The sequence below is a fragment of the Mucilaginibacter ginsenosidivorans genome, assembly GCF_007971025.1.
Lineage (GTDB): Bacteria > Bacteroidota > Bacteroidia > Sphingobacteriales > Sphingobacteriaceae > Mucilaginibacter > Mucilaginibacter ginsenosidivorans.
The window spans coordinates 1,860,359-1,884,756 of sequence record NZ_CP042436.1; the positions used below are offsets into that span (position 1 = coordinate 1,860,359).

Annotated in this window: 23 protein-coding genes and 1 tRNA gene; 19 read left to right on the forward strand and 5 right to left on the reverse strand. The window is 46.3% G+C overall.

Going from position 1 to position 24,398, the window contains the following annotated elements; genetic code table 11:
* The first annotated feature begins 3 nt into the window (after window positions 1-3).
* From FRZ54_RS08520 to FRZ54_RS08550, 7 genes are all read left to right on the forward strand, one after another.
* Window positions 4-819, forward strand: a complete 816-nt coding sequence (locus FRZ54_RS08520; protein ID WP_147031206.1) for a hypothetical protein — start codon at window positions 4-6, stop codon at window positions 817-819.
* A gap of 18 nt (window positions 820-837) precedes the next feature.
* Window positions 838-1,620 carry a DUF3108 domain-containing protein gene (locus tag FRZ54_RS08525; RefSeq protein ID WP_147031207.1) on the forward strand — a complete coding sequence of 261 codons (783 nt, stop codon included), beginning with the start codon at window positions 838-840 and terminating at the stop codon, window positions 1,618-1,620.
* A gap of 94 nt (window positions 1,621-1,714) precedes the next feature.
* Window positions 1,715-2,140, forward strand: coding sequence for a hypothetical protein (locus FRZ54_RS08530; RefSeq protein WP_147031208.1), 426 nt, complete (start codon window positions 1,715-1,717; stop codon window positions 2,138-2,140).
* A 70-nt stretch (window positions 2,141-2,210) separates the two neighbouring features.
* Window positions 2,211-2,915: a 6-phosphogluconolactonase gene (locus FRZ54_RS08535; RefSeq protein ID WP_147031209.1), complete on the forward strand. Its 705-nt coding sequence runs from the start codon at window positions 2,211-2,213 to the stop codon at window positions 2,913-2,915.
* Between the two features lie 11 nt (window positions 2,916-2,926).
* Window positions 2,927-3,583: a hypothetical protein gene (locus FRZ54_RS08540; protein ID WP_147031210.1), complete on the forward strand. Its 657-nt coding sequence runs from the start codon at window positions 2,927-2,929 to the stop codon at window positions 3,581-3,583.
* Window positions 3,584-3,593: 10 nt separating this feature from the next.
* Window positions 3,594-5,288, forward strand: coding sequence for a GMC oxidoreductase (locus FRZ54_RS08545; protein WP_147031211.1), 1,695 nt, complete (start codon window positions 3,594-3,596; stop codon window positions 5,286-5,288).
* A gap of 120 nt (window positions 5,289-5,408) precedes the next feature.
* On the forward strand, window positions 5,409-6,287 hold the full coding sequence (locus FRZ54_RS08550; RefSeq protein ID WP_147031212.1) for a sugar phosphate isomerase/epimerase family protein: 879 nt from the start codon (window positions 5,409-5,411) through the stop codon (window positions 6,285-6,287).
* 34 nt (window positions 6,288-6,321) lie between these two features.
* Here the strand turns inward: FRZ54_RS08550 and FRZ54_RS08555 are convergent, their stop codons facing one another.
* Window positions 6,322-7,143: an alpha/beta fold hydrolase gene (locus FRZ54_RS08555; protein ID WP_147031213.1), complete on the reverse strand. Its 822-nt coding sequence runs from the start codon at window positions 7,141-7,143 to the stop codon at window positions 6,322-6,324.
* Between the two features lie 131 nt (window positions 7,144-7,274).
* On the opposite strand from FRZ54_RS08555, the gene FRZ54_RS08560 reads away from it, so the two are divergent.
* From FRZ54_RS08560 to FRZ54_RS08595, 8 genes are all read left to right on the forward strand, one after another.
* On the forward strand, window positions 7,275-7,841 hold the full coding sequence (locus FRZ54_RS08560) for an outer membrane beta-barrel protein (RefSeq protein WP_147031214.1): 567 nt from the start codon (window positions 7,275-7,277) through the stop codon (window positions 7,839-7,841).
* A gap of 112 nt (window positions 7,842-7,953) precedes the next feature.
* The gene (locus FRZ54_RS08565; protein ID WP_147031215.1) at window positions 7,954-9,654 is read left to right on the forward strand and encodes a GMC oxidoreductase; all 1,701 of its coding nucleotides are present in this window, start codon (window positions 7,954-7,956) and stop codon (window positions 9,652-9,654) included.
* A gap of 51 nt (window positions 9,655-9,705) precedes the next feature.
* Window positions 9,706-11,955 carry a beta-glucosidase BglX gene (gene bglX, locus FRZ54_RS08570; protein WP_147031216.1) on the forward strand — a complete coding sequence of 750 codons (2,250 nt, stop codon included), beginning with the start codon at window positions 9,706-9,708 and terminating at the stop codon, window positions 11,953-11,955.
* Window positions 11,956-12,048: 93 nt separating this feature from the next.
* Window positions 12,049-13,539, forward strand: coding sequence for a right-handed parallel beta-helix repeat-containing protein (locus FRZ54_RS08575; RefSeq protein WP_187359796.1), 1,491 nt, complete (start codon window positions 12,049-12,051; stop codon window positions 13,537-13,539).
* A 4-nt stretch (window positions 13,540-13,543) separates the two neighbouring features.
* Window positions 13,544-14,524: a glycoside hydrolase family 43 protein gene (locus FRZ54_RS08580; RefSeq protein WP_147031218.1), complete on the forward strand. Its 981-nt coding sequence runs from the start codon at window positions 13,544-13,546 to the stop codon at window positions 14,522-14,524.
* Window positions 14,525-14,596: 72 nt separating this feature from the next.
* Entirely contained in the window at window positions 14,597-16,111 is a 1,515-nt protein-coding gene (locus tag FRZ54_RS08585; protein ID WP_147031219.1) for an ADP-ribosylglycohydrolase family protein, read from the forward strand.
* Window positions 16,112-16,460: 349 nt separating this feature from the next.
* On the forward strand, window positions 16,461-17,138 hold the full coding sequence (locus FRZ54_RS08590) for a hypothetical protein (protein ID WP_147031220.1): 678 nt from the start codon (window positions 16,461-16,463) through the stop codon (window positions 17,136-17,138).
* 168 nt (window positions 17,139-17,306) lie between these two features.
* A tRNA-Ser gene (locus tag FRZ54_RS08595) sits at window positions 17,307-17,394 on the forward strand.
* Between the two features lie 390 nt (window positions 17,395-17,784).
* On the opposite strand, the gene FRZ54_RS08600 is transcribed toward FRZ54_RS08595, so the two are convergent.
* Window positions 17,785-18,108, reverse strand: a complete 324-nt coding sequence (locus FRZ54_RS08600) for a hypothetical protein (RefSeq protein ID WP_147031221.1) — start codon at window positions 18,106-18,108, stop codon at window positions 17,785-17,787.
* Window positions 18,109-18,268: 160 nt separating this feature from the next.
* On the opposite strand from FRZ54_RS08600, the gene FRZ54_RS08605 reads away from it, so the two are divergent.
* The 4 genes from FRZ54_RS08605 (at window position 18,269) to cdaA (ending at window position 21,669) form a co-directional block, all read left to right on the forward strand.
* Window positions 18,269-19,240, forward strand: a complete 972-nt coding sequence (locus FRZ54_RS08605; protein WP_147031222.1) for a polyprenyl synthetase family protein — start codon at window positions 18,269-18,271, stop codon at window positions 19,238-19,240.
* On the forward strand, window positions 19,241-20,287 hold the full coding sequence (locus FRZ54_RS08610; RefSeq protein WP_147031223.1) for a TerC family protein: 1,047 nt from the start codon (window positions 19,241-19,243) through the stop codon (window positions 20,285-20,287).
* 44 nt (window positions 20,288-20,331) lie between these two features.
* Window positions 20,332-20,814 carry a group II truncated hemoglobin gene (locus FRZ54_RS08615; RefSeq protein ID WP_147031224.1) on the forward strand — a complete coding sequence of 161 codons (483 nt, stop codon included), beginning with the start codon at window positions 20,332-20,334 and terminating at the stop codon, window positions 20,812-20,814.
* Window positions 20,815-20,877: 63 nt separating this feature from the next.
* A complete protein-coding gene (gene cdaA / locus FRZ54_RS08620) occupies window positions 20,878-21,669 on the forward strand; it encodes a diadenylate cyclase CdaA (protein ID WP_147031225.1) in 792 nt (263 codons plus the stop codon).
* 1 nt (window position 21,670) lies between these two features.
* On the opposite strand, the gene FRZ54_RS08625 is transcribed toward cdaA, so the two are convergent.
* From FRZ54_RS08625 to nrfD, 3 genes are all read right to left on the reverse strand, one after another.
* Window positions 21,671-22,045, reverse strand: a complete 375-nt coding sequence (locus FRZ54_RS08625; RefSeq protein WP_147031226.1) for a hypothetical protein — start codon at window positions 22,043-22,045, stop codon at window positions 21,671-21,673.
* Between the two features lie 167 nt (window positions 22,046-22,212).
* Complete coding sequence (locus FRZ54_RS08630; RefSeq protein WP_147031227.1) at window positions 22,213-23,091, reverse strand: hypothetical protein; 879 nt, start codon at window positions 23,089-23,091, stop codon at window positions 22,213-22,215.
* Window positions 23,075-24,388: an NrfD/PsrC family molybdoenzyme membrane anchor subunit gene (nrfD, locus tag FRZ54_RS08635; RefSeq protein WP_228462661.1), complete on the reverse strand. Its 1,314-nt coding sequence runs from the start codon at window positions 24,386-24,388 to the stop codon at window positions 23,075-23,077. The genes FRZ54_RS08630 and nrfD overlap by 17 nt, the downstream gene beginning before the upstream one ends.
* Window positions 24,389-24,398: the final 10 nt, after the last annotated feature.

Consider the following 24,398-nt stretch of genomic DNA (forward strand, 5'->3'; position numbering starts at 1 on the left):
ATTATGAAAACAGCAGTAGTTATTGCGGTGAGCTGCCTTGCGGTCTTACCGCCCTATCCAAAGAGAAGTACTATCAAGGAGAAACATAACAAAGAAAACCACGCACGCAAAAGCTATAACAGTGCCGGGTTTTTCAAACTGGATGTTAAAACGGGTGAAAAACTGGGCAATATATTTTCCAGGACCATATCTTACAAATCGGCCGATTTTCCGGAAATTGTTTTTCGTGCAGGGGGAACAGGCGTTTATACGGTAATAAATAACAGCCCGTTAAACCCTGTTTTTGACGGGGTATTCCGGTACGACGGCCGCGCCGAAAGTCATTCCAAGGTAGAAATGCACGACAACGGGAAGACAGTAAATTACGATGGCACATCAATGACTAACACCGATGGAAGCGGCGTATTATACAACTCGCTGATATGGGGTATACCACCTGCAAAAATTAGCGAAGGCAATTCATGGAAAATGAATATTCCGCAGGCCTGGGAACTGGGTGGCGCCGGCGAACAAACCATCACCGTGCTGGATATAGATGCTGCTAATCATACTGTCAGGTTAAAGCGGGAAGGCGAGGGAGATGGTTTTTATGATAATGACCGGAAGCGGTTGAATGTTACCAGGGACGGTAAGGTAACACCTATGGACATCGCTCCGGGGCGGTCGCATTGGGTAGGGTATACAACGTTCAAAAACGGGCTCATTATAAGCGACGAGCTGATGGTGAAACGATCTGTTACATTGACGTCGGCCGACCTCAGGTTTACGGCAGATCAAAGGGAATACATCCTGTTAAATTCAATGCCGGTAATTGATTGACCATAACAACCCCAAAACATGAAAAGAATTATAATATTACTCATAACCTGTCTGGCCGGTTTATTTGCCTACGGGCAGGCCGATACGATCCGTTTACAGGATAAGCGCCTTAATACGTCTGTTCTTAAACCGGGGTTAAACCAGTACCTGGTATATTTTCAAAACCCCAAAAACAAGCAAACCATCAGGTTTTGGTACTGGCTTCGTAATATTGAATTGAAAAACCGCGACGGCGAAAAAGTCTTTGCCATTACGCAGCACTGGTATGGAAGCGACAGCGCAGCATACCGGAGTATTTACTCGATAAACAAAGCCGAAGACTTTGCACCGGTTTACATATCGCTGACCATTAAAGGTATAACCAAGGCTTACAACTGGAGCAGGGACAAAATAACCGGCGCCGATAGCGTGGCTAACAATGCCCATAAAGATTTCAGCCTTGATTTTAAGGTGCCTAATTTTAACTGGGATCTGGATATCGAGACATTTGAAATGCTGCCACTTGCCGCGAACAAAACTTTCGCGATCAATTTTTATGATGCAGGGCTTAACCCCCCGGAATATGTGATTTACAAAGTTACCGGGAGCGAGGTTCTGGCAACACTCGATAATCAAAAGGTTGATTGCTGGAAACTTTTTACCGAAGGAACCAATGGCAGTACCCATTACACGCAAACCTTTTGGATCAGCAAGAAAAATCATGAATTCCTGAAGGAAGAGGATCAGTTCAATGGTATGTACCGGTATAAGATAAAGATGCCCGGCGCTGCACCCGACCTGGTGTCGAGATTTAATAATTAATGCGATGATGAGGTTAACGAAATATATTACCGGGTGCCTGTTGATTATATCAGCTATTTCTGCGAAAGGGCAGTCACCAAAAATCAACGTGGATATGGCAAAATACTTTGCCGGCAGTTGGGCCGGCACCGGTGAGTTTGCCAATGGAAAAAAAGTAGAAGCTGATGTATCATTCTATATTTCGACAGATAGCACCAGCCTGATAAATATTTATGCCGACAAAGCGCCTAACAGGTACAAAGCTACGTCGGCATGGGTTACTGGTCGCGACGGAAAAACCGTGTCGCATATCATAAATAATTTTACCGGTCTTAACGATTTTACCAGCGATGGCTGGGAAAACGGAAAGATAATTTTGGCGAATGCGAGCGCACACCAAGGCAGGGGCACACTTTATCAGCAATTCGTCTTCGAAAAAATAGATAACGATCATTTTAGGGTAACATACTATTACGGTTTCGATATCGCTAAGCTGAAGGAAGGCGATCACGTGATCTTTTCAAGGTTAAAGCCTGAATAAACAGATTATTTCGAAATAAAATGCAGGAAAGATTATATTTGGCTTACCACCAACTATAATCCTTTCTTTTATGCAAATAACCCGTTGTACCAGCGTTGCTGAGCTAAATGAACTTTCTTCTGAATACATTATAAACGACCTGAACAGCAGGCCGAAGTCGCTGTTTTGTACTGCGACGGGCAATTCGCCTACTGGTATTTACCGGCTGCTTGCAGATAAGAAGGACCTTATCGACCCCAATGGACTCAGCTTGTTAAAGCTTGACGAATGGTATAACCTGCCTATGGACCACCCCGCCAGTTGCGAATATTACCTTCAGCAATATATGATCCTTCCATTGGGCATCGCGGATGAAAATTATACCGGCTTTAATGCTATGGCGAAGGACCCGGGGGCGGAATGCAAACGCATAAATGATTTTATAGCTGCTAAGGGGCCAATTGACATTTGTGTATTAGGAATAGGACTTAACGGCCATATCGGGTTTAACGAACCTGCAGATTTCCTGCAACCTCATGCGCACCTGACCGTGTTAAGCGAGACATCGCTAAATCACAATATGATCAAAAGCTCGGGCGTCGATATGAAATATGGCCTCACGCTTGGCGTGGCCGATATATTGCAATCAAAGAAGATCATCCTGCCGGTTTTCGGCAAAAACAAAAAGGATATTATGGACCGGCTTTTCGAAGGTAAAATAAGCTCACAACTGCCGGCCTCAGTTTTATGGCTGCACCGGGATGTGACGGTGTTTTATTGCGAGAACGATAGTTAATAATTATCAGGATGATGAGATACAGCCTGTTTTGCTTGTCAGTATTATTGATCGTTTCCGCGAACTTGGTCGCCCAGGTGCAGGTGCGTTACGAGCCGCGGCACCATAATGTGCTGGAAAATAAATATTTCAGGGTGCTGGACGTAAACATCCCACCTCATGATACAACATTACAGCATATTCATTCCACGCCATCGGTTATTTTATTTTTTACAAATACGGTTAGCGCCACTCAAAACAGGGGAGGAAGTTGGGAAAGCGGGAAAAGTGTGGCAGGTAATGTCTTTTACCGCAACTTCGCCAGGGATACCGTTATTCACCGGGTAAGTAATTGGGATACGACGAACTATCACGTCACTGATATTGAGCTGCTTTCGGGCTACGAACCAAATTCGGATCGCACACCATTGCCGTTTACTGTTTTGTTTAACGAAGAAAAAGCCATCGCATATCGTGTAACCGCGGTAGATAAACAGATCATCGATAATCGCGGACCGATGATCGCCGGCCTGGTGGTGGGCAATGATATTATCCTGCACAACACAAAAAATAATAAAACGATCATCATAAAAGCCGGTAAAGAAACTTATATACCGCCAGGCATTTCTTTTTACCTGTCGCCGACAAGCAAAAAAGCGATCGACCTGGTTTTGTTCGAAGTAAAGTAATTGATTGACTATGAGTAAAGGAACGGAACAACATACCTATGACGCTATAGTAATAGGTTCGGGCATCAGCGGCGGCTGGGCCGCTAAGGAACTGTGCGACCTGGGCGTAAAGACACTGGTGCTGGAGCGCGGGCGGAATATCGAGCATATAAAGGATTACCCGACCGCAACAAAGGGCCCGTGGGAGTTTCCGCATCGTATGCAGGAACCGCTGCAGGTGATAAAAGATAACCCCGTTATAAGTAAATGCTATGCTTACGGCGAGGATACGCACCATTTTTTTGTAAAGGATGCCGAACATCCCTACATACAGGAAAAGCCCTTCGACTGGATACGCGGCTACCAGGTTGGTGGCAAATCCATTATGTGGGGGCGGGCATGCCAGCGCTGGAGCGACTTTGAATTTTCGGCGCCGCAGCGTTATGGATACGCTGTCGACTGGCCGATAAGGTACGCAGATATTGCTCCCTGGTATTCGCATGTCGAAAAATTCTCGGGTATCTGCGGCGATAAAGACGGGTTGGAAGCCCTGCCCGACGGCGATTACCTGCCGCCGTTCGACCTGAGTTGTGTGGAGGCTGATATTCAAAAAAAGATACATGCCCATTATAAGGACCGCTTTATGGTGAAAACCCGCTGGGCTCACCTGACGAAGCCAAACCAAATTCACCTGGACCAGGGGCGCGGGCAATGCCAGGCGCGCGACCTGTGTACACGCGGCTGCCCGTTTGGCGGGTACTTCAGTTCGGTTAGCTCGACCTTGCCCTGGGCGAAAAAAACCGGAAATCTCACCATCAGGCCGTTTTCTGTAGTACACTCCGTTATTTATGATGATAAGAAAGGAAAGGTAACCGGCGTGCGTATCATCGACACTAATACCAAAGAGGAGATAGAATATTACGCTAAAGTTATTTTCCTTAACGCGGCCTGTTTGAACACGAATTTGATATTGCTTAATTCTACCTCGTCCCGTTTCCCGAATGGGCTGGGTAACGACAACGGATTGCTGGGTAAATTTATGGCTTTCCAGAATTACCGGGGCAGCGTACACGGTCGGGTTGAAGGCTATGAAGATAAATACTATTATGGCCGCAACCCTACCAACCCCATCATTGCTAATTACCGCAACCTGCATAAGCAGGACACCGATTACCTGGGCGGTTTTTTGACTTTTGTTTACTCCAACCGGGGCAGGCAGTACTGGAACCCGGGCATCGGCGCCGAATTGAAAGATTCGCTGTCGGAACCGGGACCATGGCGTGCAGGCATGTATATGCAGGGCGAGACCATCCCGAAGGAACATAACCATGTGCGTTTAAGCAAAGACCAAAAAGATCCATGGGGCATACCGCAGCTCATCACCTCGGTGGGTTATGACGATAATGATGACAAGATGGTGGAGGACTTCCTGACGCAATGCGCTGAAATGCTGGAAGTGGCCGGGGTAAAGGATATCGAAAAACACGACACGCACCAGGCGCCGGGCCTGGATATCCATGAAATGGGGGGCTGCCGTATGGGTAACGATCCTAAAACATCATTACTAAACAAATGGAACCAGATGCACCTGTGCAACAACGTTTATGTAACCGATGGGGCCTGTATGACAAGTACCGGCAACCAGAGCCCGTCGATACTGTACATGGCTTTTGCTGCAAGGGCGGCTAACCATGCGGCGGAAGAGATGAAGAAGGGGAATATCTGATGCTGATCAGGGTTAACATGGTTAACACAATTTTTCCTGTTTTGAATATAAATATTTGATTATCAGTGCTTTAAATAAAATACGCCGAAAAATGTGTTAACCATAAAACAGACCGTCCAAATGACCAATAGAAGAGCATTTATAAAAAACACAGGCCTTTTGGCATTAAGCCTGCCGGTTGCTAAAACGAATTTTTTTACGGCTCCGGCCCATAAACTCCCAGCCTTCGGCATACAGCTGTATATGGTAAAGGAGGATATGGCAAAGGACGCACCGGGTACTTTAAAAAAGCTTGGAGCAATGGGTTACTCGCAGATTGAAAGCTATGGCAGCGATAAGGGCATGTTCTGGGGAATGAGTAATAAAGATTTCAAAAAACTGGCAGGGGATAGCGGGCTGATGCTAATATCCAGTCATTACAACGATGAACCCGGCGGCTTTGAAAAGCAGGCGGAAAAAGCGGCCGAAATCGGTATGAAATATTTGATCTGCCCCTGGAAAGGTCCGCAGAAATCGATAGATAAGTTTAAAGAGTTTGCCGATGAATTTAATCGTAACGGCGAGATATGCAAAAAACATGGTATGCGCTTTGGCTATCACCCTCATGATTATCCTTATAAAAAAGTAGATGGTCAGTTGCCCATAGATGTGCTGCTGGCGAATACCGATAAAAACCTGGTTGACTTTGAAATGGACTTTTATTATACCGTTACCGAAGGGCAGGACCCGGAGGCTTATATAAAAAAATACGGTGACCGTTTCAGGCTCTGCCACATGCGCGATGTGCTGAAACAGCGATTACCTAAAAACAGCGAAGAAGAGTCAGCCTGCGACCTGGGGCAGGGTATCATCAACTACGCGCATTTGCTTGCCACAGGCTTGGATAACGGTATGAAATATTTCTTTGTAGAACAGAGCCGTTATTTTCACGAGACCCCCTTGCAAAGCGCAAAGATCAATATTGATTATTTGAAAAAATTAAAGCTGGCTGAAATTTAGCCCCTCTCTTTTGGAGAGGGGTTGGGGGGGAGGCTCAAAACTTATGATATGGTTTTTGGAAAAACTCATCCACCAGTTTATTGAAATCATCTGCATGTTCTATCAATGTGGCGTGACCCGAGTTCGGTACTACCCATAAATAAGCCCGGTCAATTGCCTGGTATATTTTGGTGGTATGGTCAATGGGTATCAGGTCGTGGTCGCCGCAAATAATGAGCGACGGACATTTGATGGCCTTTAAAGCGGAGAAAGGTATGTTCGGTTGGAAATAATCCAGCGTAAATATCTTCCAGTCATTTTTTTGTTTGGCTGTATTGCGGGGCTTATCCTTGTCCTCGTTATATTGTTTAACGAAATCTTTCCATACTGCCGGTTGCAGCGCAGTTGAATCAGGCGTCAGGTTGGCGCCGGTCGATGCCAGTTTGATCACTTGTTTTGGATGGCGCATAGCCATTACTAACGCATTGATGCCTCCATCGCTCCAGCCGATGACATACGCCGAATCGATATGCATCTTATCCAGCAGGGCCGAAAAATCGTCGGCCATCATCTCAAAACTTAGTGAATCTTTGGTGTCAACCGTTTTTCCGTGTGCCCGGCTGTCCACCGCTATCACTTTATATTTTTTTGCGAAATAAGGTATCGTTTTTGAGAAAGCGGCAATGCTGCCACCATTTCCATGCGTTAGCAACAAAGGCTTGCCCTGCCCGTAAACCTCCACATACATTTTTATACCCCTTACATCATAATACCTTCCTGCTGCCGGGTTGTTGCCATAAGGGATAGTTTTTTGCTGTGCAAGCACACCGCAGGTTAGCAACTGGAACAAGGAAAGTATGCAGAATAGCTTCTTCATCAGCAAGTTAGTTTGAGTTAAAGGTAACAGCTTAGAGTTATATTTCGTAACAGTACGCTAAATAATTAAATCGGGCTACGGGCAACGACATTGTTTAACAATTACCCATTAACCCTTAAAACCTAATTATCATGAAAAAACTATTGTTACTTATCTCATTGCTGGGTTGTGCCGCGCTGGCAAAGGCCCAGTCAGCCACCTACCACGCGTTTAAGGTCGACCTGACGTTTGGTTACGCTATCCCGCCATCTAACGGCGATGCTTCGACCAATGTCAAAGCAGGGGCAACGATTACCGTTGAACCGCATTATCGTATAACAGACGCGCTTGCGGTAGGTTTCAGGTTCGAAGGCGCCGGTTTAGGTTATGCTGATACCAACAGCGGCGATAACTCAAGCGCCGATATCTCCATTATTTATTCGTATTGCCCCTCTCTTGAATATTATTTAATGAAAGGCGGTTTCAGGCCGTTTATTGGAGGAGGAGTAGGTATTTTCGACCAGGGCTCTATCAGCATCAACAACAATACCGGAGGCTCTACCGAGTACGCGTCGATAGGTTCCAAATTCGGTTTTTTCCCCCGCGCAGGCTTTGAAGCCGGGCATTTAAGGATATCGGCTGAATATAACATACTCGGGAATAACTCTAACTATGCTGCATTTGCTTTAGGGTTCTTCTTTGGCGGAGGCAGGAAATAATCCTGTAACAATCTTGGTAAAATTTAAGGCCCTGTGCACGCATGGGGCTTTTTTTATTGCCTGGTTTTGGATAAAATCTTACCTTTCATCCGCCAATTTACTACCTTTCTGAATGGACGATTCAATTAAAAACACCTACGACGCTATCGTTATCGGTTCCGGCATCAGCGGCGGCTGGGCCGCAAAGGAACTGTGCGAACTTGGATTGAAAACCCTGGTGCTCGAACGCGGCCGGAACGTCGAACATATCAAAGATTATCCTACTGCCAACACCCCACCCTGGGATTTTAAACACCGGGGCCGGATGCCGTTATCGGTGATCAAGGAGAATCCATACATCAGCAAAGCTGCCGGTTACGGCGAGGATAACGCGCATTTTTTTATAAAAGATAAAGATCATCCCTATATCCAGGAAAAGCCTTTTGAATGGATTCGCGGCTACCAGGTTGGGGGTAAATCGCTTACCTGGGGGCGTGCCTGCCAGCGCTGGAGCAAATACGAATTTACAAACCCCGAAAAATTTGGCTATGGCATAGCCTGGCCGATAGGGTATGATGATGTGGCGCCCTGGTATTCGCACGTGGAGCAATTTATAGGCGTTTGCGGCAACAAGGATGGTATCGAGGCCATGCCCGATGGAGAGTTTCTGCCGCCGTTCGAAATGAATTGTGTGCAGGAAGTGGTCAGCAAAAAGATACACGAGAATTACCCCGACCGCCACCTGGTACATGCACGCTGGGCGCACCTGACAAAACCCAATAAGATACATTTTGAACAGGGCCGGGTGAAGTGCCAGGCGCGCAATATGTGCATGCGGGGGTGCCCGTTTGGCGGCTATTTCAGTTCGAACAGTTCCACTTTACCCTGGGCAAAAAAGACCGGCAATTTGACTATCCGGCCTTTTTCGGTAGTGCATTCTGTGATTTATGACGAAAAGCTGGGCAAGGCTTCGGGTGTACGGGTGATCGATGCCAATACAAAAGAAGTTCTTGAATACAAAGCCAGGATCATTTTTTTGAATGCTTCGGCGCTCAATAGCAATTTGGTATTACTCAATTCTACCTCGTCCCGGTTCCCTAACGGTTTAGGCAATGATAACGGCCTGCTTGGCAAGTATGTTGCTTTTCAGAATTACCGCGCATCGGTGAGCGCTGAAATGGACGGCTTTTTGGATAAGTATTACTTCGGCCGCAACCCTACAGAGCTGATACTGGCTAACTACAAAAACCTGCATAAACACGAAACCGATTATTTTGGCGGATATACAACATTTATGGGCGCCTACCGCGATCCGCATCAAACCGATGAAAGCGTTTCGCAGGTTGGCGCGGCGTATAAAGATTCGCTTACCGAACCCGGCGGCTGGAAGCTGTACATGTATATGCAGGGCGAAACCGTGCCGAAGGCGGCCAATCATGTCAGGTTGAGTAAGGACCAGAAAGACCAATGGGGTATCCCTTTGCTGATCACGTCGGTAGAATATGACGATAACGACGAACGCATGATACAGGATTTCCTGAAAGAGACACGGGAAATGCTGGAGAAGGCCGGCTGTAAGAACATCGAAACGTACGAAAACAAACAGGCTCCCGGCCTGGATATCCACGAAATGGGCGGCTGCCGCATGGGTAAAGATCCGGAAACGTCCCTGCTGAATAAATGGAATCAACTACATCTTTGTAAGAACGTTTTTGTGACCGACGGGGCTTGCATGACCAGTACGGGCAACCAAAGCCCGTCCATACTTTATATGGCTCTGACAGCCAGGGCAGCAAATTTTGCAGCAGCAGAAATGAAAAAAGGAAATTTGTAACTATATTTAACTGCTGTTCAAATATTTGTATATCCTAATTAAACTGCCTGGATGATTAAAAATTTTACTAAAACAGGATGTATCCTGCTGTTACTGGCACTTGCTTTTGCCGGAAAAAGTGTTTCCGCACAGGACGACCCCATTGATAAGAAGGTAGATTCCGTCCTTTCCAAAATGACGCTCGACGAAAAGATCGGTCAGCTAAATCAATACAATGGCGATTGGGAAGCCACCGGTCCCGTTACCAAAGATGTGGGTAACAAGCTGGACGAGATACGCAAGGGCCGCGTTGGAGCCGTACTGAATATTATGGGCAGTGCGCACACCAAAATTTTCCAGGATGCAGCTATGCAATCGCGGATGAAGATACCCCTGCTGTTTGGGCAGGACGTTATACATGGTTACCGCATAACTTTTCCTATCCCGCTGGCCGAGGCCTGCAGTTGGGACACCGATGCTATTGAAAAAGCAGAACGTATTGCTGCGACAGAAGCGGCTGCGTCGGGCATAAACTGGACCTTTGCGCCGATGGTTGATATTGCGCGCGACCCGCGCTGGGGCCGTGTAATGGAGGGTGCCGGCGAGGACCCTTATCTTGGCTCATTAATAGCTGCCGCCAGGGTTCGCGGTTTCCAGGGCAATGGTTTGGGAAATACCGATGCAGTAATGGCCTGCGCCAAACACTTTGCTGCTTACGGCGCCGCCATAGGCGGGCGCGATTACAATAGTGTGGATATGAGCCTGCATACCTTGTGGGAATATTACCTGCCACCTTTCAAGGCGGCTGCTGATGCAGGCGTGGCCACATTCATGAATTCGTTTAACGACCTGAACGGGACACCCGCCACCGGAAGCGTATACCTGCAGCGCGAGGTGCTGAAAAGAAAATGGAACTTTAAAGGCTTTGTGGTCAGCGACTGGGGATCGATAGGCGAAATGATACCGCATGGATATGCAAAAGACAATGCGGAGGCTGCACTTATCGCGATGACAGCCGGGAATGATATGGATATGGAAAGCCGGAGCTATATCAACAACCTGGCAAAACTGGTTGCTGATAACAAGGTCTCGTTTACGCTGATAGACGACGCGGTGAGCAGGATATTAAGAAAGAAATTTGAAATGGGCCTTTTTGACGATCCTTACCGGTTTATCAACCCGGGGAGAGAAAAGTCGGCGCTCAACCTGCCGGAGAACCAGGACGCGGCAAAGGATATGGCACATAAGAGCATGGTGTTGCTTAAAAACGATCACCAGATCCTCCCCTTGTCAAAGCAGCTGAAAATCGTGGCGTTGATAGGCCCGCTGGTAAAGGCAAAAAAGGAGCTGAAGGGTTTCTGGTCGCTGGATGTGGACAAGAACGAGGATATCCCCTCGCTGATGGATGCCTTGCAAAAACAGAACCCGCAAACGCAATACCTGTTCTCGTATGGCTGTAATATCAACGATCAGTCTAAAGCCGGGTTTGCCGATGCCGTGGCTACAGCTCAGAAAGCGGAAGTCGTGATCATGGCGATGGGTGAGGCCCCCGACATGACGGGCGAAGCTAAAAGCAAGTCTAACATCCATTTACCCGGCGTACAGGAGGAATTGATAAAAGCCGTAGTGGAGACGGGAAAGCCGGTTGTTGTTATTTTGATGTCGGGCAGGCCGATGATATTTAACTGGACGGCCGATCACGCCCCGGCTATTTTATACGCATGGTGGCTGGGCAGCCAGGGTGGTAATGCCATGGCCGACGTGCTGTATGGCGCTTATAACCCTTCGGGGAAATTACCTATCACTTTTCCGCGGACCGAAGGGCAGATACCCATTTACTATAATCACCTGAATACAGGCCGGCCCGCTGCAAGTGATAATGATGTTAACTATAAATCCGCCTATATCGATCTCCCTAACTCGCCTAAGTATGCTTTTGGGTATGGCCTCAGTTATACCCATTTCGACTACGTTGATGACGAGCCTTTTTATACCACTACCGCTATAAAGGATAATGAGAACCTTTCTATCTCTTTTACCTTAAAAAATACCGGAAAATACGCAGGCGAAGAAACCGTGCAATTATATATCCGCGATCTCGTGGCGCAGCCGTTGCGCCCTGTAAAAGAACTAAAGGATTTCAGGAAAGTTTACCTGCAGGCAGGCGAGAGCAGGCGCGTCAGTTTTAACATTACCCGCGATATGCTATCGTTCTATAATGACAACCTGGAATATACCACCCAGCCAGGTGAGTTCCAGGTAATGATAGGCAGCGCATCGGATGATATCAGGCTGAAGCGCACGTTTGAATTGACCAATTAATTTGCCATATTGCATTATAAACCATCCCGGCCACCGTTTTCGCGGTACGGACCTAATTGATTGTTAATGCATCGCAAACGTGTTTTTTGCATAGTGTGCTTCATTGCGAATATTGCATTGCTGGCAATTAGTGCCGCGTTTGGGCAAGCCCATCATGGCAGGGCCTGGTATGTGGACAATAAAGGCAGCGACGCCGCGACTGGCACAAAGGGAAAGCCATTCAAAACCATGGCCCGTGCCAATTCCATCAACCTGAATGCAGGCGATACACTTTACTTCCGCTCCGGTCAAATTTTTAAAGGAACCCTTGAATTAAAGACCGGCGTAAACGGTACAAAAAACCAGCCCGTAGTAATTACGTCTTTTGGCGAAGGCCGGGCAATTATTGACTCAAAAGACAGTTCGGCCATCCGGCTTTATAAAAGCAACTTTGTTAAACTGGAGCAGTTGTCGCTAAAAGGCAGCGGCCGCAAAACGGGGAATGTAAAGGATGGCCTGGCGGTGATCAATTGCAAAAATATCGAAGTAAGTGTGCTGGACATTTCAGGGTTCCAGAAATCAGGACTGCTTATCTATTCATCTCAAAATGTCGTTGCAAAAAATGTATTCGTGCATGATAATGGCTCAGCCGGCATTACTGTTGAAGCGCCTTACCAAACACGCGAGAGCCACAACATCAAAATACTGAACTGCCGTGCCGAAAATAATCCCGGCGACCCAACTAACCTCACCAATCATAGCGGTAATGGCATTGTGGTGGGCGATTGCCGCAAGGTGTTGATAGACCATTGTACCGCAACCAACAACGGTTGGGATATGCCGCGTATAGGTAACGGTCCGGTTGGCATATGGGCCTATGAAGCAGATAGTGTGGTTATACAGCATTGCTTATCATACAAAAATAAAACTTCAAAAGGAGGCGCGGACGGCGGCGGTTTCGACCTGGATGGCGGGGTGACCAACTCCATTGTTCAGTACAATATGTCCTATGGCAACCAGGGCAGCGGTTATTGCATATTCCAGTATTGGGGGGCAAGCCCCTGGCACGATAATATTTTCCGGTATAACATCAGTGAGAATGATGGCACGGTTTCCGATTCTCAAGCCGGGCTTTATGTGTGGAACAGTTCGGACGATGAAAAGCAATTTCATGATTGCGAGGTTTACGGCAATATAATTTACAATTCAAAGGTGGCAGCTCTTTGCTTTTCGGAAAAGAGTGAAAGCAAAGGTATCAGGTTTAAGTATAATGTGTTTGTAGGGAAAGATTCTTTGATCAAAGGAAAGGACAAGATCGGCGATGCGAAATACCAGGGCAATAACTGGTGGAGCATTGAAAAAGGCTTTCACATGAATGATATCAACGGTTTTGAAGAATGGAGGCAAAAATGTGTTGGAGCCTGGGGTAATGCGGATGCGGTAATCCCGGAAATGAACGTCAACCCAGCGTTTAAAAATGCAGGGAGAACAATCATAACTTCAGCCAGCCAATTGAAAAATTTTGATGACTATAAATTATCCGGGAACTCAGCATTTGTGGAAAGCATAGTTTACAAGCTGGGGATAGGAAATATTAAATTGTAACGTCATGAAAATTAAAAGGTACTTGTTGTTCATTTTAATAATAGCGGGCCAGGTTATCGGCGTTGCTGCCCAAACCGTTAAAGGACCGATCAAAGACGACTCGGGCAACCCAGTGAACGCGCATGGCGCAGGCGTGCTTTTTCATAATGGTACCTACTACCTTTTCGGCGAGATAAAAAAAGGCAAAACCTGGTTGGTACCCGGTCAGCAATGGGAGGATTACCGTGTGCCTGCCGGCGGGGTTTCCTGTTATTCGTCCAAAGATCTGAAAAACTGGAAATACGAAGGCGTGGCACTGGCCCCTGTGAAGGGTGACCCTTCAAACGACCTGGACACGAGCCGGGTTATCGAACGGCCAAAGGTGATCTATAATGAAAAGACCAAAAAGTTTGTAATGTGGATGCACATCGACAAAAAGGATTATTCCTATTCACAATCGGGCGTGGCGGTAAGCGACAAACCTGCCGGACCTTACCGGTACTTGTATAGCATTAAACCCAATGTGCAGATGTCGCGCGATATGACACTGTTTAAGGATGAAGATGGCAAAGCATATCTCATTTATTCGTCCGAACAAAACTTTACCATGCAGGTTTGCCTGCTAAGCGACGATTATAAACGGCCGACCAAAACTTTCACACGCATATTGATCGGAAAAAAACGAGAGGCTCCTGCCTTATTCAAAAACGGTGGTAAGTACTACCTCATTACTTCAGCTTGTTCCGGCTGGTCGCCGAATGCGGCTATGTATGCTGTGGCCGATAACCCCATGGGGCCATACAAGGAATATGGCAACCCTTGCAAAGGGCCTGGCGCCGCTACCACTTACGAGGCACAAAGCACCTTCGTGCTGCCCATTAAGGATAAGCCGGGCAGCTATATTTTTATGGCTGATAGGTGGAATAAACTCGACCTGGAAAAGTCGGATTATTTGTGGCTGCCTTTGACGGCGAGGAAAGGCAAGGTTGAAGTAAAGGGAAATTAGCATGGCCGCGCAGTTGGATTGGTATGCACAGGCAATTGGCGCTTTGTTGATAAAGAATAGTAAATTTATCGTATGAGAAGATACCTGGTTATGGCATTGCTGGTGTGTTTCGGCATGCAGTCCTTTGCGCAAAAAAAAGCAGCCGCATATAAGATCACGCTCACCAAAGAGCAGTTAAAAGATAAAATAGTGGGCGGATGGGCCGGGCAAACCATTGCGGTAACTTTTGGCGGGCCATACGAATTTCGTTTCAACGGTACCTTTATACAGGATTACCAGCCCTTAACCTGGTACGACGGCTACCTGAAAAAGACCATGATAGAAACCCCGGGCCTGTACGATGACCTGTATATGGACCTTACCTTTGTCGATGTTTTTGAAAAATATGGATTGGATGCCCCTGTCGATTCATTCGCCAATGCCTTTGCCCATGCCGGGTATATGTTGTGGCATGCAAACCAGGCGGCAAGATATAACCTGCTTAATGGTATCAAGGCGCCTGCATCGGGCAATTGGCTGAACAATCCCCATGCTGACGATATTGATTACCAAATCGAATCGGACTTTGCGGGCTTGATGAGCCCTGGAATGCCCAACACAGCATCAAAGATCAGTGATAAGATTGGCCACATCATGAATTATGGCGACGGCTGGTACGGCGGGGTGTTTATCGGCGCGATGTACACGCTGACATTTACGTCGAACGATATTAACCACATCGTAAACGAGGCACTGAAAACCATTCCGCAAAACACCACTTATTATAAATGCATTAGAGATGTGATCAAATGGCACAAGCAGTACCCGGCCGACTGGCATCAAACCTGGTTTGAACTGCAAAAGAAATGGTCGTCGGAAACCGGCTGCCCGGATGGCGTTTTCGCTGCTTTTGATATCGATTCCAAGATCAATTCAGCTTATGTTGTACTCGCCCTGCTATATGGAAATGGCGACTACACAAAAACGCTGGAGATAGCTACCCGCTGCGGACAGGATGCAGATTGCAACCCCTCCTCTGTTGGCGGTATTTTGGGTGCGATGCTTGGGTATAAGAAAATCCCTGCCTATTGGAAAATGGGTTTGAAGGATGCGGAATCGATCGATTTCAAATATACTACCATGTCGCTGAACAAGGTTTACGAGATCGGATTTAAACATGCTTTACAAAACATCGAACGAAACGGCGGAAAAGTAAGCGGGGATAACGTGACTATTCTTACGCAGGTTCCTAAAACGGTAAAGTGGGAGCAAGGGTTTGCGGGAATGCGCCCCTTTCAGAAAACCGAATTAAGAGAAGATATCAGCAGAAAGGAGGTGAGCTTTGAATTTTCCGGGACAGGTTTTGTGCTAAAGGGCGAAGCGGAAAAAGTTAAAGCCGATTCCCCTGATTACATTTTCGACGAAGAGGTATGGATCGATGGCAAAAAAGCTGAAACAGCAAAACTGCCCACCAATTTTACCACGCGTCGCCAGGAATTATGCTGGAAATATCAATTGCCTGCCGGGCAGCATTCCGTTCGCGTTAAGGTGCTGAACCCAGATGCTGGCTACCGGCTAAATTCCTATGAGTATTTAACCTATAAATAATTTGCAGACCAGGATAGCCTGCGCTCCCTTCACCTGGTACGCCCGGTTGCTTTTTTGACAGCACCAATTATCGGTTACCTTCCCGTTCGGTCATTCGATATCGGAAATATCTCCCGGGCATTCAGCGGTACTCCTATTTTGTTTAACTAATGAGCTAAAACGGGAATGATCGTACCGTATTAATTTCTTATTGAGAAATATATTTCCTAATGTTTAATATTATTTTTTTGCTTAATGATTAAGAACCTTATATACGTAAATGACGTATAAGTAGTCAAAAAATATATATTACAGGGATATTATTATAAAAGGAAACCATTTACCATTAACCAAAACCACTCACAACACAATGGCAACCATTGCATCTCCACGAAATTTTTCATACTATCTCCGGAAGGGGTATCTTTTGTCGGATCTGACAAAAAAGATATTTTCGGGGAACTATTATCACAGTAATACGTCCTACTATAAAACCTTATTGAGCCAGTATACAAACTTTTCGAACTACGTTGAAATATTCACAGGATCAACAAAATTAAGCACGGTTCATACCGGTATTAACATTCAGCAGGGCATACTTGGCGCCAACGCAAGGGCCGTAACCAGTAAATACGGAAAACCTGATTTCATTTTTGCAGAAAAAAACCTGTCCATTTATGTTTACAAGTGGAGGTTCAATGGCCTTAAAACCCGCTGCGAAGTACATATGTATAATGATAAGGTATTTTTAGTGAACTATGTTTACAATCAGTTGGCAAAACACGAGCGTGATTATATTGTAAACACTATTGCCGGCAAATACCTGGAAAAGTACACTAACCAGGTAAACCTGATGCATAGTAAAATAAGCGACAATAATAACAATGTCCTGATGATCGACGACTTTTTGATGGGGTTGAAAGTCACTTACCTAAGCACCAGCGAATCGGATTGGTACGAGAGAATGATCGCCGAAATAAATGAAAAAAAAGCCAGGTACGAGCAAAAAATTAAAACCGGCGAAAGGAGATTATATAACAAATTATAAGCTGCCGATCATTTTATACAATACAAACGTCATTTGCTCCCCGGCAGATGGCGTTTTTTGTTACGGTCCCGGCAGACGCCCAGATCGCTTTAATGCCAACGTAAAAACAAAGTAGAGGAATCGTATTGTCCTAACCGGCAAATATCTTACCTTTGCAATCCGAATTCCGGAGAGGTGTCTGAGTGGTCGAAAGAGCACGCCTGGAAAGTGTGTATACCTCAAAAGGGTATCGAGGGTTCGAATCCCTCCCTCTCCGCTAAACTATGTCAATGCCCCGCAAAGCGGGGTGTTTTTGTTTTATGGCGTTGCCAAACGTAGTTTGCGCAAAAGTCGGGAAACAAAAATAAAAGTGAGTGAAACGAACGGCATTGACATAGTTTGAGGCCGCCCCTCAAGGGATCAATGAAATTAATCTGTCCCTCTCCGCAAAACAGTTTATTGCCTGGCATGGCCGTGAATTTTTATTTCGTGCCAATTCTATTTTTAAAATCCCTGTAAGCTAACTCAATTTGCTTCGTTGTATCACCGCAAATAGTTTTATCCGCGCCGAGCGGATGTGATGACGGTGGTGGAATGGCGAAGTCTATAAAACAAAAAAGCGCCCCGGCCAATCGCCGGGACGCCCACAAAAGCAACCACACTAAAATTAGCCTCTTACACGGTCGTTATGCTTTTTACGGTATATGGCGCGGCTGGTGCGGGCCTGCTCGCGGCGTATATGCCTGCGTTCGGCAGGGGTAACGCGACCATCGGCCTTTGCCATACGCTTGTCGTGCTGTATCTTTCTTTCGCGCAGCTGAAGATTGGCGGCCTCGCTGCGTGTTAGTTCGCCGCTACGCACACCCTGGTGTATGCGGCGTTCCTGTTTTACCTGTTTATGGTTTACAACCGGGGTACGGGTTTGAGCGCTTGCTATCGAGGTAATGGCCAAAGCTGCAACCAATACGCCTCCAAATATTCTGATATTCATCTTTTTCTGTTTTTAGTTTTTATTCGTGTTATTTAACATATAGAGCGGTGCAAGGGCGCCTTGGTTTAATCGTTTCGTAAAAATTTTTGGCCGCATCGCGGATACACATTTTTAGCTTATGTTTGTGCCATTGCCAAAAAGGGCAAACCTGTAATCTTCAATGCCGGGGATCAACGAGATCAAAAAGCCTATAGCAGCAGATATTGACGCCTTCGAGGAAAGGTTTAAATCCTCTATGCAAAGCTCTGTACCCCTGCTCGACCGTATTACCCATTATATTGTAAAGCGTAAAGGCAAGCAGATAAGGCCGATGTTCGTGTTCTTTTCGGCCAGCATTTGCGGAGGTATCAATGATTCGACGCACCGCGGCGCGGCTTTGGTTGAACTATTGCACACCGCCACCCTGGTGCACGATGACGTGGTGGATAACTCCTATCAAAGGCGAGGTTTTTTCTCCATCAATGCACTATGGAAAAATAAAATAGCGGTTTTGGTGGGCGATTTTTTGCTATCGAAAGGTTTGCTGCTTTCTATTGATAACGATGATTTTGAGCTGCTGAGGATCGTCTCCGAAGCGGTAAAGCAGATGAGCGAGGGAGAATTATTACAGGTTGAAAAGGTACGCCGTATGGACGTGGACGAACCTGTGTATTATGAAGTGATTCGCCAGAAAACTGCGTCCTTAATAGCTTCCTGCTGCGCGTGTGGCGCCGCGTCGGCGGGTGCCGATAGGGAAACAATTGAGAAAATGCGCCTGTTTGGCGAAAAGATCGGCATTGCCTTCCAGATCAAAGATGATATGTTCGATTTTGGTACCGATGATGTAGGCAAGCCTTTGGGTATCGATATCAAGGAAAAGAAAGTTACGCTGCCGCTAATTTACTCGTTGAACCACGCGCTATCGTCAGAAAGAAAGCGCATCATCAACCTGGTAAAAAACCATAATGATGATCCTAAGAAGATAGCCGAGATCATCAGGTTTGTAAACGAGACAGGTGGATTGCAATATGCCGAAACCCAGATGAAAAAATACCAGGACGAAGCATTTCAAATTTTAAACACCTTCCCCGAAAGCGACTCGCGCAAAGGTTTGGAACAATTAGTGCGGTTCACTACCGAAAGGAATAAATAAATGCCAAGCGAACTTATTTTTATAACCGGATTTGTAGTTTTCATCTTTATCATGATGGCCATTGACCTTGGCCTGTTCGGAAAATCGGACAAACCGGTTAGCCTGAAGCAGGCAGCTATCATGAGCGGTGTGTGGGTGTCGCTGGCTTTGGTTTTTTATGGGCTCATTTTTAAATACGGGCATCTGCTGCACCATGTCGAGACTTTTGCGGCGCTGAAAGATATTAACGAAAAGCATTTTCATCACTTACATTTAAATCCTGACGACCTGGCCGGTGGCCTGCAGTTGTACCGCAAAAACCTGGCGCTTGAATTTATCACCGGTTACGTAGTAGAATATGCATTGTCGGTTGACAATATATTTGTGATGGTGCTCATCTTTACAGCGTTTGCGGTGCAGCCCCGGTATTACCATAAAGTGCTGCTTTGGGGTATTATCGGCGCTGTGGTGATGCGTTTCCTGTTTATTTTCCTTGGGGCCACCCTGATAGCCCAGTTCCACTGGGTATTATACCTGTTCGGTGCATTCCTGGTATATACCGGGGTAATGATGTTTATCAACCGGAACCAGGAAGATGAAATAGACCCGGAAAATCACCGTGTGGTGAAATTTGCATCTAAATATTTTGCGGTGCATCCAAAATTCGAGGGCGGAAAATTCTTTATCAGAGTAAACGGAAAACGACTCATCACCCCGCTTTTCCTGGTGCTGATGATCATCGAAGTAACCGATCTTGTTTTTGCTGTGGATTCTATCCCGGCTATTTTTTCCATCACCAAGGACCCGTATATCGTATTTTTCTCTAATATTTTCGCCATTATGGGCCTCAGGTCGATGTTCTTCCTGCTGGTTAATATCATCGAAAAATTCCATTATCTCAAAACAGGCCTGGCGGTACTACTCGCATTCATAGGACTGAAAATGCTTGCGGGGGATTATGCTGAAAAAATTGGGCTGACCACCGGAATGGCACTGCTGATCATACTCGGTATCCTTGTAGTAAGCATCGGAGCTTCGCTCATATTTCCGAAGAAAAAAGCCGTTTAGTTTTATTTCAACCTCCTATATTTACGGTATCATACCTGGTAAAAATGGAGAACGATCACAGACCCACTATTCCAACCCTATACGAATGGGCCGGAGGCATGCAGGCTTTTGAAACCCTGTTTGACAAGTTTTATGATAAGGTGGTCGTCGATCCCTTACTCGAACCGATCCTGCGGCACATGTCGCCACAGCACAGGCTGCATGTGGCGCATTTTGTAGCCGAGGTACTCGGCGGTCCAAAACTTTACAGCGAAACCGAAGGCAGCCATTTTGAAATGATAAAAAAACATCTTTCGAAACACCTCACCAACGAACAACGCAAACGCTGGCTTCATTTGCTGCTCGATACCGCCGACGAATTGAAACTTCCGGACGACCCAGAGTTCCGCTCGGCATTTCTGGCTTACCTTGAATGGGGCTCGAGGCTGGCACTTGTTAACTCGCAACTGGATGAGATAAACGAACCGCCCGATGTGCCTATGCCATCGTGGGGGTGGGGCGTGCCCGGCGGCCCATACCGGGGATAAATCCGGGAAATTAGATTTCGCGTCTCAAATCTAACATCTCACATAAAGTATTAACTTCGCTCAATGCATTGGTTTGATTTCAGCGGTTTTAAGATCACGGTTTTTTCGGTGCTCGATGTATTGCTGCTGGCCATTATCATTTACCAGCTTTACAACCTGATACGCGGCACCATTGCGGCCAATATTTTTATTGGGCTGGCGCTTATCTACCTGTTGTACTACATTGTTCCGGCATCCAAAATGCCCCTGCTGGCGGGGATATTAAAGAAAGTGGCCGATGTGGGCATTATAGCCGTCATCGTACTGTTCCAACAGGAAATAAGAAGGTTCCTGCTGCTGGTGGGCAAAAATGCCTCACTGCAGCGAAATAAAGCCTGGTGGAAATATTTCTTTGGCCGGGCTGATGTGGAAAAGGATAATTACGCCCGTATCAAACCCATTGTTGACGCCTGCAAGGGCTTGAAGCAATCGCGTACCGGTGCGCTTATCGTATTCGCCAAATATTACGATGAGCAGTTTTACCAGAACAGCTGTGAAGTGCTGGATTCAAAAATATCCAAACGGCTGCTCGAGAGTATCTTTCAAAAAAACAGCCCATTGCATGATGGCGCCGTCGTTATATCCGAAAATAAAATAAAAGCAGCCAGCTGCATATTGCCGCTTACCGACAAGACCGACCTGCCACTTCAATTTGGCCTGCGCCACCGTGCGGGCATCGGCGTGACCGAAAATAACGAGGCCACGGCCATCATTGTATCTGAAGAGACCGGCGAAATATCCTACGCCAAACAGGGCCGTATCAAAATGAACATCGGCTTTGCCGAACTGGAGAAATTGCTGAATAAGGACTTTTAATTCACGGCGTCGCCGACTTTTTCATTTCCAACGGGTTAACCACTGTTATCTTTTTGATCAGCATCGTGTAGTTCATACTTCCATCTCCCAACTTCGCGACAGGCATTTTATCATTGCTTCCCATTTTTACAACCGGCATTGTGCTGTACAACGCGTTTGCGTTTACCTTTTCCTTCAAAGTATTTGCAAAAACCAGCGAGTTCAGGTTGGGGGTTTGCAGGTACTTTTTAAATAACGCGCTGTCGGATAGTTTAAGGTTAGGGAAACTTTTCGGCGACTTAAAGAATACGGAATCCGTTGGCTTCGAAGTCAGCTGCTGTGCGCTTAACTGCAGAGCCGCGGCGATAATGAACAGGATCAATAAGGTCTTTTTCATGATATGATGATTTTGTTCAGCACTAAATTAAGCTATTCAAATGTTAAAAGATGTTATTTTTTGAAGGATAATGTTAAAAAATAAGCCCCTGCTGTTCGGCAGGGGCCTTTGGCCGGTATCTTTTTCAATTTGCTGATGGTTGAAAGATACGGCCCGACATTACACTATCAAACACTTTTACCCAGTTTCCTGATCTTTAAAACATTGAACACAAGGTATATCAAAATGCCCCAAACAGTAAATATGATGGAATAGGCTATCAACTGCAGCCATATAGGCGCTTTATTCCTTGTGGCAAATAGGGTCCGTTCGTTAAACGTGCTTTTGTAAACAAATTTAGAGCCCCAGGGCACAACCTTTTCGGCTGAAACATTTCCAAACTGATCGTTATCTTCCATTTTAGCAACCAGGGTAATGTTCCCTTTAACATCGCCTGGGATACTGTCCCTTTTAAAATCTGCCGAAGCCTGGCCCGTTGAATCGGTTGTAAAGGTAGGGGTCTCGCTTACGGGGAGGTCGCCGCCGAGACGCTTTACCGCGATCTTCAGATCGATACCCTTTACCGGCACCCAGCTTCCATCTTTCATTTCAAAAACCGAAGCGGTTATGCTTTTATCATCGGTTACTTTTAGGGTAACAATTGCCCTGCCCACGGTTAAATCGGCCTTTGCTGTTTCGTATTGCTTGTTACCGTCAAACGTTGCCAAAAAGGTATGACTTGTGGAGCTATCCCATTCTTTCTTTACCGAAGGCGGGATATTGGCCCAGGCAAGCCCCTTTTCGTTCGTCACAACCTGGCCTATGAATGTTCCGGTAGAGTCCTTATCCAGGTAAAGCTTCAGCGGGATGCCCCCAATGGGCTGGAACCTTCCGTTGATCTTCGATTTCACATTTACCGTTACGTAAGGTATCCGGTTGTTTACATTGAAATAACTGATGTTTACGCTCAGGTCGCCTTTTTGTGCGCCTTGCGAAAAGCCATCATAGCCTGTCGCCAGCAGGGCGACGGATAACAATGCGGCGACTATTTTATTTACCGGTTTCATGTTGTTCAATTATAGTTTCTTGAATTGGAATGATAGGGAATATCCTCACCAGTATAGTGATCACCAGCAGGGTGCCTGCCAGCGAGCCCATGGTTATGGCCCATTCTTCCCAGCTTGGGTAGTAATGGCGATAGCTTGCCGGAACATCGTGCATGGGCAGGAACGGGTGCAGCAAGGTTGGCGTTACAATCAGGTAACGTTTAAACCAGGCGCCGATGATCACCAGGATGCCCGAGATCATAACGGGCAACGGTTTCCGCCCCTTTTTAAATAACAGGATGATGGTAGGCACTATCATTCCGGTTAAAATGGCAAACCAGAATACTGCGGAGAAATCGCCTGAAAAAAGGCCATTTAAATAGGCGGCTTCCGATTCCTTCATCTTAAAGAACGGCGTTAAAAACTCGTTCACGTTAAAATAAAGATAAAGCATAGCCAGCAGTACCAGTATGCGGCCCATCTTTTCAAAATGGCTCTCGGTAATATATTTTTCAAGGTGATAGGCTTTCCTGAAAACATACATAGCCACTACTACAGCGCCCGCGCCTACTAAAAATGCCCCCGCTATAAAGTATGCACCAAAGTTGGTGCTATCCCAGCCGGGACGATAAGTTGTGGCAAACAACCACGAAGTTACCGTGTGAATGGTAAACGCAACCGGGATGATAGCGATACAAAGCATATTGATAGCTTTTTCGCTGAGCCTGAACTGGGCGGCAGTACCCTGCCAGAACGAGCCGATGAATTTGTAAAACTTATGCAGCCCCTCGCCTGATCTTTCCCTGAAGCGTAGCAATATCTTCATATCTGGCAAAAGGGGATAGTACAGCAAAAGGATGCTGATAAAAAAGTAAGTGGTAATTACGATCACGTCCCAAATAATGGGTGATTGTATACGGCCATGGGTAAAAAGGAAATAGAACCTTTCGGGGCTACCCATATCTACTATGATAATAATGGCCGCAAAGATGATGGCCGCCACGGCAATTATCTCAGCTATCCGGGTAAGGGGCGAACCCCATTTTACGCCCGCCAGCCTGAAAATTGCGGTTATTAATGAACCCACCAAGCTGATGGCCACAAAGAACACGAAGTTGGAGATATAAATACCCCACGAAACATAGTCGCGCATGGCTGTGACCACCAGGCCGTAACGTAGTTGCCGGTAGTAGGCAAATGCGCCTATTAAACAAACAACGACTAAGGCGGCGGTCCATATTTTGCCCCACTTGCCAAATTTTTGCGGCAGCAGGTCCTGGATTATTTTATCTTCTGCAATTAAATCTGAATTTTCCACGATCAATTGG